This window comes from Haloferula sargassicola (genome assembly GCF_040362925.1).
Taxonomy (GTDB): domain Bacteria; phylum Verrucomicrobiota; class Verrucomicrobiia; order Verrucomicrobiales; family Akkermansiaceae; genus Haloferula; species Haloferula sargassicola.
Genome location: NZ_BAABRI010000003.1, coordinates 152,839 through 167,863, shown reverse-complemented (window position 1 = coordinate 167,863; position 15,025 = coordinate 152,839). Strand labels below are relative to the sequence as shown.

Sequence of the window (15,025 nt, the reverse complement as noted above, 5' to 3'; positions counted from 1 at the left end):
GATCGCATGGGTTCAGCCCGTAGCCGGCCGGGCCGGCTGATCTACCGTCCCGGACCGGCGGGAATTTCAAACCGCACCCTGAATCCGCGCAAATCGCGAAATTCATCTTCATTTCCGTCCTCCAAAGGCGCTTAATCGTTAGTCTCTTCCCGTTTTCCATGTCGCTCCGCATCCTCATCGCCCCGGACAAGTTCAAAGGCGCCCTCTCCGGCCAACAGGCGGCCGAAGCCATGGCCTCCGGCATCCGCAGCGTGCTGCCCTCCGCGGCGCTCGACCTGTGCCCCATCGCCGATGGCGGCGAGGGCTTCATGGCCACCCTCGCACCCGCCATGCGCGGCCGCTGGGTTTCCTGCCCGTCGCTCGATGCGCTGGAGCGCGAAATCGAGTCCACCTACCTGCTGGCCGATACCCGCCAGGGCCGCGTGGCCGTCATCGAGATGGCGGAAACCGCCGGCCTGTGGCGCCTCGCGGAGGACGAGCGCGACCCGCTGCGCGCCTCCACCCGCGGGGTCGGCATCCAGATGCTCCACGCCATCCAGCAGCGCGGGGTCGACAGGATCGTGCTCGGGATCGGCGGCAGCGCCACCAACGACGGCGGCTGCGGCATGGCCCACGCGCTCGGCTATCGTTTCCTCGACAAGGACGGCGCGGAATTCGATCCGCTGCCCGCCCGCTTGTCGAAGCTCGCCCGCATCGACGACTCCCGCGTGGTGAAAATGCCGCCCATCACGGTGGCGTGCGACGTCGAGAACCCGCTGCTCGGCGACAAGGGGGCCACCGCGATTTTCTCTCCCCAAAAAGGCTCCACGGAGGAAACCCGGCCGCTGCTCGAGGCCGCGCTCGCCCGTTTGGTGGAGGTCACCAAGGCCACCGACGCCTCGCTCGATCCCGGTTCCGGCGCGGCCGGCGGACTGGGCTTCGGGCTCCTCCATTTCACCGGCGCGCGGCTGGTGCCCGGCTTCGACCTGCTGGCGAAACTCCTCGAACTCGAGGAACGCGTCGCTGCCGCCGACATCGTCATCACCGGCGAGGGCTCGATCGATCACCAGAGCCTGTCCGGCAAGGGGCCCATCTGCATCGCCCGCATGGCCCGCGCCCGCGGAAAGATCGCCGGCGCGTTCTGCGGCCTGGCCGATGAGGTCGCGCGCGGGTCCGGCGAGTTCGATTTCCTCGTCGCACTCGCCGATACCGGCAAGTCGATCCCCGAGCTGATCGCCAACGCCTCCAACGAGCTAGCCCAGGCCGCCGCGCAGCCCGGGCTGTATGATCCCGACGCCTACTCGCAGCCCAGCGAGCTGCCCACCCGCTGAGCCCCGCCGCTCATTCTTCGAGCGGCTTGATCTCGATGTTGCGGAACCACACCGGCTGGCTTTCCGACTGCAGCGCCAAGTGCCCGAAAGCCACCGCCTTCGGTGCGCCCCTCTTCAGCAGCGCCTGCGCGTCGCCCACGCCGTTTTCCGGATCCAGCTCGAGCTGCTGGTAGCGCAGCACTTCCTTGCCGTTGATCCGGTGAATCGCCTCCTTCGAGCCGTGGACCTCCAGCTCCATGGTCACCCACTCGCCCGGCTGGAAGGTCGGTGCCGATGACGGGATCACATGGTTGGTGACCAGCTTGCCGTCCATCCACACGTTAGTCGCCGGCGTGCAGAGGTTTGCCGTCGCACGCTCGCCCTCGCCGGCCGCGGCGAGGAACTGGAACTCGAAGCACACCGGAAAATCCTGATTCAGCTTCAGGCTCGACGGCGGCTGGCAGTGAAACATCACCCCGCTGTTCTGCAGCGCGAAGCCCGGCCCGTCCGGCAGTTGCTTGCCCTCGAAGCGGTACTCCAGCCGCAGGATGTAGCTCGAATACGCCAGCTCCGAGTAGAGGTGCCCGAACTGGCCGTCGAACTTCCCGCCATAGTCATCGTAGCTCACCTTGATCATGCCGTCCTCGACCCGGAAGGTGTTCATCGCGTTCTCGCCGAGCGGGTGCTTGGTGATCTTCGGGATCCAGCCGCTCAGGTCCTTGCCGTTGAAGAGGGAGATCCAGCCTTCCTCCGCATGCGCGGAAACGGCGAGCAGCAGCAGGGCGGAGAGGGTCGTCAGGTGTTTCATGGACATCGGACTACGGGGGGGATCGCCGGAGCGTTTCAGGTCCTTTGTTTCCCGCGCAGGGAAAAACGCCGCCCGTCACCTTAATCTTCCCCGAACCGCAGCACGCAGCGCCCCAGGTCAATTTCGCGCTGCTCCGGATCCACCGGAAATGCCGGCGGGATCGAGTAGAGCCCCGCCCGGTTCTGGACCAGCAGCCCGGCGTCTTTGAGCACCTTGAGATGCTTCGACAGCGTGTTCGCCCGCACCCGCAGTCGCTCCGCCAGCTCCACCGTCATCCGCGGCTCGCCGGCTGCCAGCTCGCCGAGCACCCCCCAACGCAAAGGATGCCCCAAGGCCTGCGACATCTGCACCACCGAAACCGTCCTCTCATTCGCCATACCGTCTCGTAACATGACGACAACATCCCCGATGTCGATCTCAATCTCCTCTTTGGGGATCACAACGACTTCTTTCATGACCGCAACCGCATCTTACGTGATGACATCGACCTCTTCCATTTCCGCAATCTCCTGGAACTTCCCCTCATCGGCTTCTTCGATGATGGCAATTTCCCGGTCGGTGACCGCTTCGTCTTGGAAGATGCCGTCCATCTCCCCGTCATCTCACGCATCGAGCCGGTCGGGCTCTGCAACGCCCGCTTTCGCCGCCGATGCGCTCATTTCCGGAACATGAAAAACACCGCGCCCGCGAGGCAGCAGGCTGCGCCGAGGTAGTTCCAGGTCAGCTTTTCCTTCATGTAGAACACCGCGAAGGGCACGAAGACCGACAGGGTGATCACCTCCTGCAGGATCTTGAGCTGGCCCAGCGAGAAGACCTGGTTCCCCAGCCGGTTCGCCGGGACCTGCACCAGATACTCGAAAAACGCGACACTCCACGAGACCAGCACCGCCACCAGCCACGGCTTCTCCCGCAGCTCCTTCAAGTGCCCGTACCAGGCGAAAGTCATGAACACGTTCGAGACCACCAGCATCGCCACCGTTTTCCAGCCGATCATGACCGTTCATCTCGTCGCGATCCGCGACTCCGGCAAGCCGACAAAACTGCCTCGCTTCGGCCATTGCCGTCGAACGCAAGTTGCCGTTCCATTCGGCGGTAAACGGTTCGATCCATGAAAGCAGGCCTCATCCTTTCCGCCTCGGTCCTTGCAATGATCCACCCCGCCACGGCCGCCGTGACGGTCACCTTGTCGCCGGCCGGCAGCGGCACGCAGGTCGAGATCCGGCAAACTTCGCCCAATCCGGTGTTCGGGCTCGATCAGGTCACCGTCGGCTTCGTGCCAGGCCTGCTCCTGCCGGCGGCGGCGCTCGAACAGAGCGGCGGCATCCTCAACGAGTCGGACTTTTTCGTCCCCTCGCCCGGCACGGTCACCGATCTGATGACCGGCGCCAGTTCCACCTTCCACGAGTTCTCGTTCCTGTTCGAGTCCGTGTCCGGCTCCTACCGACCCTTCCTCGCACTGGAGAACTCCATCGAGCTGGGCCCCGGCCAGTCCCATCAGATCGCGTTGACCCACCCGCTGGCCTCGACGGTCGACGTGAGCTTCTCGCAATTCATCGCCGGCACCTACGTTTTCGCCGACACAGCCTGGGGTGAGGTGACCACCGTGGTCGTCCCCGAGCCCGGCACCGCCTGCCTGCTGGCGGGCTCGTTGCTGGCGTTTTCGCGCCGGCGCCGGGCTTGAGCGCCCGGGTTTTCCCACTGGCCTTCCCGCCCTTCCTCGCGGAACCCTAGTCCACGGTGCCGCGCAAGAAGCCCATCCTCACCCCCGCCCTCGACCGCTGGTTCGCCGACCACCGCGGCACCCCGCTCGCCTTCCAGCGCGAAACCTGGGCCGCCTACGCCGCGGGAAAATCCGGCCTGCTCCACGCGCCCACCGGCTTCGGCAAGACCATGGCCGCTTGGCTCGGCCCGCTCGATGAAGCCCTGCGCGAACTCCCCCACGACAAGTCCGCCCCCTGCCGCGTGCTCTGGATCACGCCGCTGCGCGCGCTCGCGTCGGACACGCTGAAGTCGCTCGCCGATCCCATCGAGGGCCTCGGCCTCCCATGGGAAACCGGCGCCCGCACCGGCGACACCTCCTCCCATCGCAAGGCCAAGCTCCGCCAGCGCCTCCCTTTCGTGCTCGTCACCACGCCCGAGAGCCTGTCGCTCATGCTCACCCACGATGACTTCCGCGAGCGACTCGCGGACTTGAAAGCGGTCGTCGTCGACGAATGGCACGAACTCCTCGGCACCAAGCGCGGCGTCCAGACCGAGCTCGGCCTGGCCCGCCTCCGCCGCTGGTTTCCCCACCTGAAAACCTGGGGCCTGTCCGCCACCATCGGCAACCTCGCCGAGGCCCGCAGCGCCCTGCTCGGCGATCGCGATCCCGACGGCGTTACCGTTTCCGCCGACCTCAAAAAACCGCTCACCCTCGAAACGCTCATCCCCAAGGACATCGAGCGCTTCCCCTGGTCCGGCCACCTCGGCACCCGCATGGCCGCGCCGGTGGCGGAAAAAATCCGCTCCGCCGGCACCACGCTCCTCTTCACCAACACCCGCTCGCAGACCGAGATGTGGTTCCAGGAGATCCAGGCCGCCCTGCCGGACCTCGACGGCCGCATCGCCATGCACCATGGGTCGATCGACCGCGACGAGCGACAACGCGTCGAGGCCGGCCTCAAGGACGGCTCGCTGCGCTGCGTCGTCTGCACCTCGTCGCTCGATCTCGGCGTCGATTTCGCGCCGGTCGATCAGGTGATCCAGGTCGGCAGCCCCAAGGGCATCGCCCGCCTCGCCCAGCGCGCCGGTCGCTCCGGCCACCAGCCCGGCGCCACCAGCCGCATCGTCGGCGTGCCCACCTTCGCCATGGAGCTGGTCGAGTTCGCCGCCGCCCGCGATGGCTGGACCGCCGGCGAAATCGAAAGCCGCGTGCCGCTGCGCCAGCCGCTCGACGTCCTCGTCCAGCACACGCTCACCTGCCTGCTCGGCCAGCCCGACTCGCCGCGGGCGCTCTACGACGAATACCGTAGCACGCGAGCTTTCCGCGATCTCGACGAACAAAGCTGGGACTGGGTCGTCGGCTTCATCACCTCCGGCGGCTCCGCTTTGAAAGCCTACCCGCAGTATCGGAAGGCCGAGCTGCGCGAGGACGGCCTGCTCCACTTCGACGACAAGCCCGCCGGCCGTCTCCACCGGATGAACATCGGCACCATCGTCAGCGATCCCGCCATCACGCTCAAGTTCGCCTCCGGCAAAACGCTCGGCACCGTCGAGGAGGACTTCATCACCCGCCTCAAGGTCGGCCAGGCCTTCATCTTTTCCGGCCGCCAGCTCGAACTCGTCCGTTTTCACAAACTCACCGCGACCGTCCGCCCCTCCACCAAAAAGCACCGCGGCCAGGTCCCCATCTGGAACGGCGGCAAGTCGCCGCTCTCCAACGAACTCGCCTCCGCCATCGCCCGCCGCCTCCACCACCCGCCCTCGCCGGCCAGGGAGCACACCGCCGTCGCCCCCATCCTCGACATCCAGCGCCGCTGGTCGGTGCTGCCCGGAAAACACGAACTCGTCGTTGAGTTCACCCGCACCCGCGAGGGCGAGCATTTGTTTCTTTACCCCTTCGCCGGCCGGCTCGTCCACGAAGGCCTCGCCACCCTCGCCGCCGCCCGCCTCAGCCGCGAGGTCGGCGAGTCGATCGACCTCACGCAAAACGACTACGGCTTCTCCCTCATCGCCCGCCGCGGGCTTTATCTCGATGAGCCCCTCATCCGCTCGCTGCTCACCACCGACGCCCTGTTGGATGATCTTCTGGCCGCCATGAACTCCGCCGAGATGGCCCGGCGTCAGTTCCGGGAAATCGCGCGCGTCGCCGGCCTCCTCGCGCCCGACCTCCCCGGCAAGCGCCGCAGCAACCGCGACCTGCAGGTTTCCTCCTCGCTGCTGTTCGAGGTCTTCACCCGCTACGATCCTGACAACCTCCTCCTCACCCAGGCCCGCCGCGAGATCCTCGAACGCCAGCTCGAGTGGACCCGCCTCAAAGCCACCCTCGACGAGATCGCCGAGCGCCCGCTGAAGCTCGTCGAAACCGAGCGCCTCACCCCCATGGCCTTCCCCCTCTGGGCCGACCGCCTCTCCGCCCACCTCCCCGCCGCCGACGCCCACACCCGTCTCGAGGCCATGCTCCTCGAACTCGAACAACAGGCTTCCTTGGAACGCGACCTTTAGGTCGCATCGCCGCCATGCGCCTCACCCTCGCCGGAACCGACATCGACCTGCTGCCCGAGCGCGCCGTTTTCCTGCCGGAAACCGGCGACCTGGTCGTGGCCGACGTCCACCTCGGCAAGTCCGCCACTTTCCGCGCCCGCGGCATCCCGGTGCCCGAGGGCGAAACGACCGACGACCTCGAGCGCCTCGCCCAACTCGCCGCGCGCACCCAGGCCCGCCGCATCCTCGTCGCCGGCGACCTTGTCCACGCTCCCGAAGCCCTGCGCCACGACCTGCCCGAGCGGCTCGCCCGCTGGATAGCCGACTGCCCGGCGGAGCTGGTCCTCATCGCCGGCAACCACGACCGCCGCGCCGGGCTGCGACACCTGCGATGCCCGGCTTTCCCCGATCTGGAAACCGGCACCCTGCGAATCGTCCACGACCCCTGCGAGGCCTCCGGGCCGTCGATCGCGGGCCACCTGCATCCCTCGATCCGGCTTCCTACCTCGCCGCGGCGGAGCCATCGCCATCCGTGTTTCTGGCTGCAGGGGGAAACTCTCGTTCTGCCCGCCTTCGGCACCTTCACCGGGACTCATCCGGTGCGCCCCGAGGAAGCCGACCGGGTTTTCATCCCGCTCGCCAGCAGGGTGCGGGAAATCCCGCGGGGGTGGCGGTGAGAGGACGCCCGCGGGAGCGATTTGCCACCGAGCCGGGCGTAAAGTTGCACGATGCAATCCGCCCCAAAAACCGAAATGATGCGTAAACCCATGACCGTGAGGGTGGCGGGCAAGCTCTTGTGAGCGGAACGAAGTGTGCGGGGTGAAGGGGTTATGGAAGCCAATCCGCCCGAAGCCACCACCCGCCACGAAGGCGAGGAAGCCGAGATCCTGCCGCTCCTGCGCGAGCGCTGGAGCCCTTACTGTTTTTCCGACCGCGAAATCGAGGCGGACAAGCTGAAGTCCGTGTTGGAGGCCGGACGTTGGGCCCCCTCGTCCTACAACGAGCAGCCATGGGCCTACCTGATGGCCCGCCGGTCAGAGGGCGAGCCGTTTGAAAAAATCCTCTCCTGCCTGGTGGAGGCGAACCAAGCGTGGGCCAAAAACGTGGCGGTGCTGATGCTTTCCTTCGCCCGAAAGAACTTTTCCAAGAACGGCAAGCCGAACCCGCACCATGTCCACGACCTTGGTGGCGCCGCGGCCCACATGACCTTCCAGGCCTCGGCCCACGGGCTCTTCGTCCACCAGATGGCGGGGATCGATCGGGAAAAAATCCGGCAGACCTTCGACATCCCCGACACCCACGAGCCCGTCACCGCCATCGCGATCGGCTATCTCGAAACCGCGCCCGGTCCCGACATGGCCGAGCTGGTGGAACGCGATCAGTCACCGGACCGCCGGCGCAGCCTCTCCGGAACCTTCTTCGGTTCCGTCTGGGGCGAGGCCAGCCCCCTTTTCCAATGAATCCGCAAGCTCCGCCGTGCCGCTCTCCCCCCTCTCCTCCGCGGCCTCGATCATCCCGTAAAGGGCGAGGAATTTCCTCAGGGAAATGCCGTCCTCGAGGGGATGCGTGAGGGCGTAGTCCAGGTCCACCTCGTAGCGGTTGTTGCGACCGCGGCGCTTCACTCGGAGGGCCTGCGACGTTTTCAGGGCCGCAAGCACGAGACGGATCGAGCGCTCCGTCATGCCAAGTTCCTCCGCCAAATCCACCAACCGGATGTCAGGTCGGCGGGAAATACTCACCAGCGCTTGGCCGTGCTTGCTCAGCAAATTCCAGGTTCGTCGTTTCATGCCAAAGGCAAGCTAAGCGGCTCCGGAAAACTACGGAAGCGAAATACCGGAAAATTTTTTGCGGTTTTTCAAATCGAGTGTCTGTTGAGACGTGATTCAACCCAAGAACCCACAATCAATGATGCACCAACCCACGGGCAGACTGGCCGTTGCGGACGTGACCTCGCACCCGGCCTGGCCGGACTACGCGGCCGCTCTGGAGCACTTGGCCGGCAGACCGCCGGTGACGGGCGACGCCGAGTATGCGGACTTCGCCCACACGGGCGAGGAGCCCCTCGTGGTACGCGCCACCGACCGGGACCGCCCGGTGCTCTGGATTCCCTCCCCTCCCTCGCCGCTGGAGTGGCGCAGGAAGTCGATGATGCTGCTGACGCAGGCCATGATCCAGTGGATCAACCAAGGCCGCGGTCCGTGGCCCAAGCCTTCGCGCGTCGTCTGGCGGCTGATCCAGAACCACTCGGATCAGGCGCTTGATCTGGGTTCCATCGCCAAGCACCTCGACCTCGCGCCCGCGCGGCTTGGGGAACAGTTCACCTTGGCGACGGGTTCCAGCTTCCGCCGCTGGCTCGGGGAAGAGCGCTGCGCCCGCGCCGCCATGATGCTGTTGGAGAATCCCGAGCAGCCGATCGCCGAGATCGCCTCGAACTGCTCGGCCCAGTCCGTGTCGCAGTTCAACCGCAACTTCCTATCAGCCACTGGCTCAACTCCGCGCCAGTTCCGCCGGACATCTCATGTATAACTAACTCGTCATACGCAGAATTTCGCGCATTCAAGTCAATTATGCGGATAGAATACGATTCTCTAAGGCTCGCGGAAGCGATGGGCTTGTCGGGTTGCTCGCTCCCCGCGGTTTTGCCTTAAAAATGAGATCTGACGAAGTAGGCCCGCTCCACCACCCCGACATCCGCTCGCACCCCGCTTGGCCTGACTACGAGGCGGCATTCGAGCACGTTGCCGGGCGTCCGGTCGACTTCACTCGTCACGCATCCACGGCCCCGCCCGATTCCCTTGTCATTCCCCATGCGGGCTCGAAGTTGATGCTGGTGATCCCGGGCCCGGCGGAGCCGTATCTCGCCTGGCGGCGGGGCTCGGTCCTGGCGCTGGCTGGCGCGATGATCCGCTGGACGGCCATCGACGGAGACCCGGCGGCCGAGGAGCAGCCATGGCCGCGCCCGGTGAAAGTCGTGTGGAAGTTGTTGACCCAGCACTCCTCACGGTCGCTCGACCTGGGTTCCCTGGGAGGCCACCTCGGGGTGCGCCCGGCGCGTCTGGGCGATGAATTCACGCGCGCCACCGGCATGCCGTTCCGGCAATGGTTAGGCTCCGAGCGGTGTGCGACCGGCTCGCGCCTGCTGGTCGAAGAACCGGCGCGCACCATCGGCGAAATCGCCGCCCGCTGCTCGCCGCAGTCGATCTCCCAGTTCAACCGGAACTTCCTGGCCTTCGCCGGCCAGAGCCCGCGGGACTTCCGCGAGGCCTTCGCGCCGACCGACGGCTGAGCGGCACCCCCACGGTCCGAATTTCGCGGAGAACGCGCGGTTCCGCTCCGCCGGGTTGGTGTTAGACTGCGGTTTCCCGCTTCGCCACACCGGCGGCCGCGCGATTCACCATGGCGTGGAACTCCGCAAACACCCGGGCGGCCTGATGGCGGGCAAGGTCCAGCCGAGCATGATCCACCGTCCTCTCCAGCCACTCCACCATCTCCCGCCACGCCGGACCCGTGCGCTCGCCATAACCGCGGTAGAAACGGTCGGCCCCGGCGGGAAAACCCGCCCCCGCGCGTACCAGCGCCGCACCGCCGAGGGTCGAGCCCTCGATCACATACAGCGCGCCGGCCAGCCCGGCCACTTCGGCGGGGGCCCGGACGTCGCTTCGGGCGGAGGCAGGCGGCTGGCCGAGGCGGCTCAAGTCGCTCGCCAGCCAGTCGGACTTTCCGAAGCGGAACGCCCCGAGCTCGTCCACCACGTCCGGATGGATCTGGCGGACACTCGTTTCCCATCCCTGAAACCACCCGTGATACTCCGCCAGCAGCGCCGTGTAGGTGCCGGGGGAAAGATCACCCCGCACCAGGCCCACGATCACCGGATGCTGGTCGAGGGCTTGGTGGGACTCCCGCGTGGCGGCTTGGAGGGCGTTTCTGATGTCCATGTTCGCCCACTCTAACTTCGAACCCTTTTCCGACAATCCAGCGGCCCCCCGCGTTTTTCCATGAGCACTTCCCTTTCACCCGATCCCCACCAGTCGTGCGAGCAGCAGGCCATCCACCTGATCGGCCAGATCCAGGCCGGCAAGGCGCTGGTCGCGCTCGACCTCGCCGCCGGCCGTTTCACGCATGGCAGCGCAGGCACGGAATCCATCACCGGCAGCGACTTCGAAAAGCCGCCCGGTTCGTGGCTGCCGGTCCCCCGCATCGCCGCGCTGCTGCGCCGCGCCACCGCCTGGCGCGGCCGCGGGCCGATGCCTGCCACGATCGAGCCGCTCCACGGCCCCGCGCTCCAGGTGTGGGTTTATCTCGCCGGCCCGCAGTTGGTGATCGAGTGGGACACGGAACAAGCGATGCCCTCGATGACGGACGAGTGGGACCTCGAAGTGAAGGAATGTCTCGAGGAAATCGAGATGCTCGAATCGCTGGATGAAAAGCTGGCCCGGGTGGTCTCGCGGATCCGCGGGCTGACCGACTTCGACCGCGCCATGATCTACCGCTTCCATGAAGATGGCACCGGTGAAGTGGTGGCCGAAGACTGCCGCGAGGACTGGGAGCCCTACCTCGGCCTGCGCTACCCGGCCGGCGACATTCCGCGGCCGGCCCGCGAGCTTTTCCTGCGCAACGACCTGCGGCTCATCGGCGACGTGTCCGCCCGGCCGCTGGAGATCCGCGGCGGGGACGAACTCGACCTTTCCCTGTCCCGCTACCGCCAGCCCGCGGAGGTCCACATCGAATACCTCACCAACATGGGCGTCGGGGCCAGCCTGGTGGCCGCCATCCGGGTCGATCACAAGCTGTGGGGCCTCATTTCCTGCCACCACGGCACGGCGCGGGCGCTGACGATGCGCGATCAATCGCGCGTCTCCGCCCTGACCAGCCACCTCGCGGTCGACCTCGCCGGGGCCGCCCGCGAACAGCGGCTGCGCGATGAGCTGGCCTGCGCCCGGCTGGCCAACAAGCTGGTCCAGTGCGTGACCCTGACCACCGACTGGGCACCCGTCATGATGTCCATTTCGCAGGAAATCCTGCGCACCATGCGATCCGACACGCTGGTCCTCCACCTCGACGGGCGCACCTATTTGTCCGATCCCGGACTGTCCGCCGGGCGGGTCGAGACCTTCATCGGCCAGCACGCCGCCGAGCGCCGCAATCGAGTGACTTCGAGCCACCAGCTGGGCGAGGATTTCGCGGGAAGCGACCAGCTGGAGCCCTACGCCGGGGTTCTGTGGGTCTCGCTTTCGGCCTTCCGCAACGACTGCCTGTTGCTGCTCCGCCGCGAGCAGCGCGAGCTGGTCCGGTGGGCGGGAAACCCCGGCCAGGCCACCGTGGTCAAAGCCGACGGTCGGATCGGACCGCGCCACTCGTTCGCGGAGTGGAGCGAGCAGGTCCGGGGCCGCAGCCGGCCGTGGTCGGAGGCGGAAAGAAGCATGGCGGAGACCGTCCGCTCGACGCTCATCGACATCGTCATCACCAGCCAGGGCTTCCGCGAGCTGGTGGAAACGCCGACCGCGCGGCGGTTCCGCATCGCCCACCAGGAAGTCGAGCATCCGCTGATCTTCGCCGATCCCGACGGCCGCGTGGTTTACCAGAACCGGGCGGCGAAGAAGGACTCGATCGTCGGCGTGGTCAATCTCGACGAGCTGTCGCTCTGGAAGACCGACCTCGAGGACCTTCCCCGCCGCCTGGCCGGCCTTCACGACCAGCCCGAACCCCTGCGCTTCGCCTTCGAGGCGCGGCGCTTCGAGCTGGCCCGGCTGTGCGAGGACGGCGAATTCCTCGGCTACAGCCTGCGGGTCAACCCCACCTGAAACGGCCTACTTTTCCCGCTGATAGATGCGCACGAAGTCGATCTCGTAGCGCTGGGGAAAAGTCGTGCCCGAGGGATCGCCCCCCTGGCCGCCGACGGCCATGTTCAGCCTGAGGCGCTGCGGGGCGTGAAAAGGCCGGAGCGCCGGGTCCGCACCGGGGAAGGGCCGGGAAAGGTCGTGGCGGTTGAGCAGGCGTCCATCAAGGCGGATCTCGATCTTCTCCTCATCCCACTCCATCACCCACAGGTGGTCCTTTCCTTCCCACGGTTCGAAGTCCGCCAGCGGATGCCGCGAATCGTTCCACACATCGCGCCCGTCCGGTCCGGCCTGGACGAAGTTCGCGAGCAGCTGGCCGCGGTAGAATTCCATGATGTCGATCTCGCCCGCCTGCGGCCAGCGGCCCTTGCCGGTGGTCCAGATGGCCGGCCACAGCCCCGCCCGGGCGGGAAAACGGGCGCGGATCTCGAACCGGCCGTAGGTCCAGGCCACCTCGGGCCGGGTGATCAGTGAAGCCGAGGTGTACTCGGCGAAACGCCGGCTCGCTCGCCACTCGCGCGACTCCTCCCGGAAGCCCGGATTGCGAACCTGCTGGCGGCGGGCCTCGATCACCAACCGCCCGTCTCGAACCACGGCGTTGTCGGGCTGGTACCATTGCAGCTCGTGGTTGCGCTGGAAGCCGTGCTCGAACTCCCACCTGGCCGGATCCGGCACCCCGTCCCGATCGAACTCGTCGGCCCACACCCGCGTCCATCCCGCCGGGGGAGCCGGCGTGTTTTCCTCCGCCCGGCCAGCACCGCCAGCCATCAGGAGCGCGACCCCCAGGGCGGAAAAAAGGCGACCCGGATGGATCCGATCCGGGCCGCCAAGTATCCCTTGTATCAACCCAAGATGCAGGGAAATCGAACCGTTCCGTGGTCGGCCGGAGCCGGGGGTTGACGGTAAAATCTTTGCCGGACCTCGGCGACCGCGGCGCGAACCGCAGGCCGCGTTGGCGACGATGAAGGTGTTATGCCATTCCATCGGGCTCGTCGAGTCTTGATTCGATAAAATACGCATAGGCAGGAAAGGCTTCGGACGGGCATCCATGTCCATCACCGGACGATCAGCGTGTTTTTTCCCTCAATGGCTTGACCGAGCACGAGCCATGGCCCCTGCCTGCGAGCGGGCATCTCGGCACCGTTCACCAGCACCCGCCGCGATGCGGGCCCGGCGGGAAGCCGGACTTCGGCCTTCATCCCGCCGGGCAAATCGAGCTTCAGACCGAAGGTCCCGCGGCGCCGTTTCCACTCCACCTCGATGGGTCCCCGCGGCGTCGGAACCCGGCCGCCGGCCGAGCTGAGGCCACCCGGATGCGGCTGGACGAGCGCCGTTCTCCAGCCCGGCTCCGCCGCCTGCACGCCGAGCACGAAACGCGGCAGCAGATTGGCCGGTGCGGCCCCCCAGGCGTGGTTCCAGTCCTGGTTCGGCTTGTATTTCTGGTCCCAGGCCTCCCAGGTCATGGTGGTGCCGCTGTCGAGCATGTGGCGCCAACTGCGGTCGCCATCAGCCAGGATGAGATCGAGCGCCGCCCCGCCCCGGCCGGCCCGGAACAGGCCTTCGAGCAGATACTGCGCGGCATAGACCGAGCAGCGCATGCCACGCTCCTCCACGAAATCCGCCACCCGCTTTTCCTCCTCCTCGGGCACCAGCCCGAAGGCCAGGGGAAACAGCGAAGCGTGCAGGGCGGTGTGGCGGGTGCCGAGGCCGTCGTGGTAGGCCCCCTTCGACTTATCGTAGAACTCGCGGTTGAAGATCGCGCGCTTCCTCTCCGCCTGCCGGGCGAAATCCTCGGCCTCGTCCCCACGGCCGACTGCACGCGCCAGGTCGGCCATTTGCCGCAGGGCGGCGATGTGGAAGGCGTTGACCACCGTGTTGACCCCGGTGCGGACATAGCCGTCACGCTCCGCCTCGGGCCAGTCGATGATGTCATTCCAGCTCTGCTGCCTGGCATTGCTGTGAACCAGGCCATCCGGGCCCACCCGTTCGGTGAGGAGCTTCGATTTGAGCAAATCGTAACGCGCTCCCAGCCAACCGGAATCGCCGGTGCGCATCCAGTCCGCGTGGGCCATGAACACCAGATGCGGTGCCCATTCCGAGGGCCAGGTCGGATGCTCCATCAGGTGGTCGAAGGTATCGCGCGCCATCTGGATGTCGTCGTCCGTGTAATAATGGCTGAGCTGATTCAGATAGGCATCCGCCTCGTAGGGGATGCGCTCGCGGTCGCCATCGACGTAGATGCCGGCGAAGGTCGTGGCCTTGATCGAGTGCCGGCACAGCTCCCAGATCCGGTCGAGCGCGGGCTCGGAGGAGTGGAAGGAAGCCGCGCCGTCATCCCAGGTGGAGGAAAAGGCCGACTGGCGGCGGATCTGATCGGGCTTCAGGTCGCCCTTCCAGCCGTCGATTTCCACCCAGCGGAAAGGCAGCACCACGCCCCAGTCGGGCGGGGTCAGGACGGCCTCGGGCTGCTTGGTGTTCCGGCGGTCGGCCGGCGGGGCCACGCGCAGCGGGCGGGGTTCGTCCGGGGCGAGGTCCACGGCCACCTCGGCGAAGCGCACGGAACCCGGCGGATGGCGGTCGATGCGGCCGTTCTTGAACGCCTCGCCGAAGCGCACGACCACCTTCCCTTCCATCTCCGCGGGCGGCTCGAGTTCGAGGTTTCCAAAGGTGACCCGGCCGAAATCCACCAGCCACTCCCCGCCACCCAGACGCACGATGGATTCCGGGCGCTCGGGCACCTGGTGGACGGGAGCCGCCGGGGAAGCCAGGGGAAACCCGGCGACCATCGCCAACACGAGACCCGCCATTCGTTTCCGCGAGGGTCGGGAGAGAGGATGCATGGAAATCGTAGGGTTCTTGATATGAAGCGGCCCGGGAGGTGCCCCGGGCCGTCATGATTTCTTGCGGTC

The 15,025-nt window shown here is 66.9% G+C and carries 16 protein-coding genes; 9 read left to right on the top strand and 7 right to left on the bottom strand.

The window, feature by feature from the left end:
* Positions 1–158: 158 nt before the first annotated feature.
* On the top strand, positions 159–1,310 hold the full coding sequence (locus tag ABXH26_RS03480; protein ID WP_353565644.1) for a glycerate kinase: 1,152 nt from the start codon (positions 159–161) through the stop codon (positions 1,308–1,310).
* Between the two features lie 10 nt (positions 1,311–1,320).
* On the opposite strand, the gene ABXH26_RS03475 is transcribed toward ABXH26_RS03480, so the two are convergent.
* The 3 genes from ABXH26_RS03475 to ABXH26_RS03465 form a co-directional block, all read right to left on the bottom strand.
* Positions 1,321–2,097, bottom strand: coding sequence for a 3-keto-disaccharide hydrolase (locus ABXH26_RS03475; RefSeq protein ID WP_353565643.1), 777 nt, complete (start codon positions 2,095–2,097; stop codon positions 1,321–1,323).
* 80 nt (positions 2,098–2,177) lie between these two features.
* Positions 2,178–2,552, bottom strand: a complete 375-nt coding sequence (locus tag ABXH26_RS03470; RefSeq protein ID WP_353565642.1) for an ArsR/SmtB family transcription factor — start codon at positions 2,550–2,552, stop codon at positions 2,178–2,180.
* 200 nt (positions 2,553–2,752) lie between these two features.
* Entirely contained in the window at positions 2,753–3,043 is a 291-nt protein-coding gene (locus ABXH26_RS03465; RefSeq protein ID WP_353565641.1) for a DMT family protein, read from the bottom strand.
* Here ABXH26_RS03465 and ABXH26_RS03460 point away from each other — a divergent pair.
* The 5 genes from ABXH26_RS03460 to ABXH26_RS03440 all read left to right on the top strand — a co-directional run bounded on the left by ABXH26_RS03460 (position 3,042) and on the right by ABXH26_RS03440 (position 7,739).
* Positions 3,042–3,209 carry a hypothetical protein gene (locus ABXH26_RS03460; RefSeq protein ID WP_353565640.1) on the top strand — a complete coding sequence of 56 codons (168 nt, stop codon included), beginning with the start codon at positions 3,042–3,044 and terminating at the stop codon, positions 3,207–3,209. The two genes, ABXH26_RS03465 and ABXH26_RS03460, sit on opposite strands and share 2 nt — an antisense overlap.
* Positions 3,206–3,778, top strand: a complete 573-nt coding sequence (locus tag ABXH26_RS03455; RefSeq protein ID WP_353565639.1) for a PEP-CTERM sorting domain-containing protein — start codon at positions 3,206–3,208, stop codon at positions 3,776–3,778. Before ABXH26_RS03460 ends, ABXH26_RS03455 begins: the two co-directional genes overlap by 4 nt.
* 56 nt (positions 3,779–3,834) lie before the next feature.
* The gene (locus tag ABXH26_RS03450; protein WP_353565638.1) at positions 3,835–6,300 is read left to right on the top strand and encodes a ligase-associated DNA damage response DEXH box helicase; all 2,466 of its coding nucleotides are present in this window, start codon (positions 3,835–3,837) and stop codon (positions 6,298–6,300) included.
* A gap of 14 nt (positions 6,301–6,314) precedes the next feature.
* The gene (gene pdeM / locus ABXH26_RS03445) at positions 6,315–6,956 is read left to right on the top strand and encodes a ligase-associated DNA damage response endonuclease PdeM (RefSeq protein ID WP_353565637.1); all 642 of its coding nucleotides are present in this window, start codon (positions 6,315–6,317) and stop codon (positions 6,954–6,956) included.
* A gap of 153 nt (positions 6,957–7,109) precedes the next feature.
* Positions 7,110–7,739, top strand: a complete 630-nt coding sequence (locus ABXH26_RS03440) for a nitroreductase family protein (protein ID WP_353565636.1) — start codon at positions 7,110–7,112, stop codon at positions 7,737–7,739.
* On the opposite strand, the gene ABXH26_RS03435 is transcribed toward ABXH26_RS03440, so the two are convergent.
* On the bottom strand, positions 7,662–8,066 hold the full coding sequence (locus ABXH26_RS03435) for a hypothetical protein (RefSeq protein ID WP_353565635.1): 405 nt from the start codon (positions 8,064–8,066) through the stop codon (positions 7,662–7,664). The genes ABXH26_RS03440 and ABXH26_RS03435 overlap by 78 nt on opposite strands.
* 118 nt (positions 8,067–8,184) lie before the next feature.
* On the opposite strand from ABXH26_RS03435, the gene ABXH26_RS03430 reads away from it, so the two are divergent.
* Entirely contained in the window at positions 8,185–8,805 is a 621-nt protein-coding gene (locus ABXH26_RS03430; protein ID WP_353565634.1) for an AraC family transcriptional regulator, read from the top strand.
* Between the two features lie 124 nt (positions 8,806–8,929).
* Complete coding sequence (locus ABXH26_RS03425) at positions 8,930–9,565, top strand: AraC family transcriptional regulator (RefSeq protein WP_353565633.1); 636 nt, start codon at positions 8,930–8,932, stop codon at positions 9,563–9,565.
* A 61-nt stretch (positions 9,566–9,626) separates the two neighbouring features.
* Here ABXH26_RS03425 and ABXH26_RS03420 read toward each other — a convergent pair whose 3' ends face one another.
* Positions 9,627–10,214 (bottom strand): biliverdin-producing heme oxygenase, encoded by a 588-nt coding sequence (locus ABXH26_RS03420; RefSeq protein WP_353565632.1) that lies wholly within the window; start codon positions 10,212–10,214, stop codon positions 9,627–9,629.
* 60 nt (positions 10,215–10,274) lie between these two features.
* Between ABXH26_RS03420 and ABXH26_RS03415 the strand changes: the two genes are divergently transcribed.
* Positions 10,275–12,080, top strand: a complete 1,806-nt coding sequence (locus ABXH26_RS03415) for a GAF domain-containing protein (protein WP_353565631.1) — start codon at positions 10,275–10,277, stop codon at positions 12,078–12,080.
* A gap of 6 nt (positions 12,081–12,086) precedes the next feature.
* On the opposite strand, the gene ABXH26_RS03410 is transcribed toward ABXH26_RS03415, so the two are convergent.
* Both ABXH26_RS03410 and ABXH26_RS03405 read right to left on the bottom strand, forming a co-directional pair.
* Positions 12,087–12,884: a glycoside hydrolase family 16 protein gene (locus ABXH26_RS03410; protein ID WP_353565630.1), complete on the bottom strand. Its 798-nt coding sequence runs from the start codon at positions 12,882–12,884 to the stop codon at positions 12,087–12,089.
* 287 nt (positions 12,885–13,171) lie between these two features.
* Positions 13,172–14,956, bottom strand: coding sequence for an alpha-L-rhamnosidase-related protein (locus tag ABXH26_RS03405; RefSeq protein WP_353565629.1), 1,785 nt, complete (start codon positions 14,954–14,956; stop codon positions 13,172–13,174).
* Between the last annotated feature and the right edge of the window lie 69 nt (positions 14,957–15,025).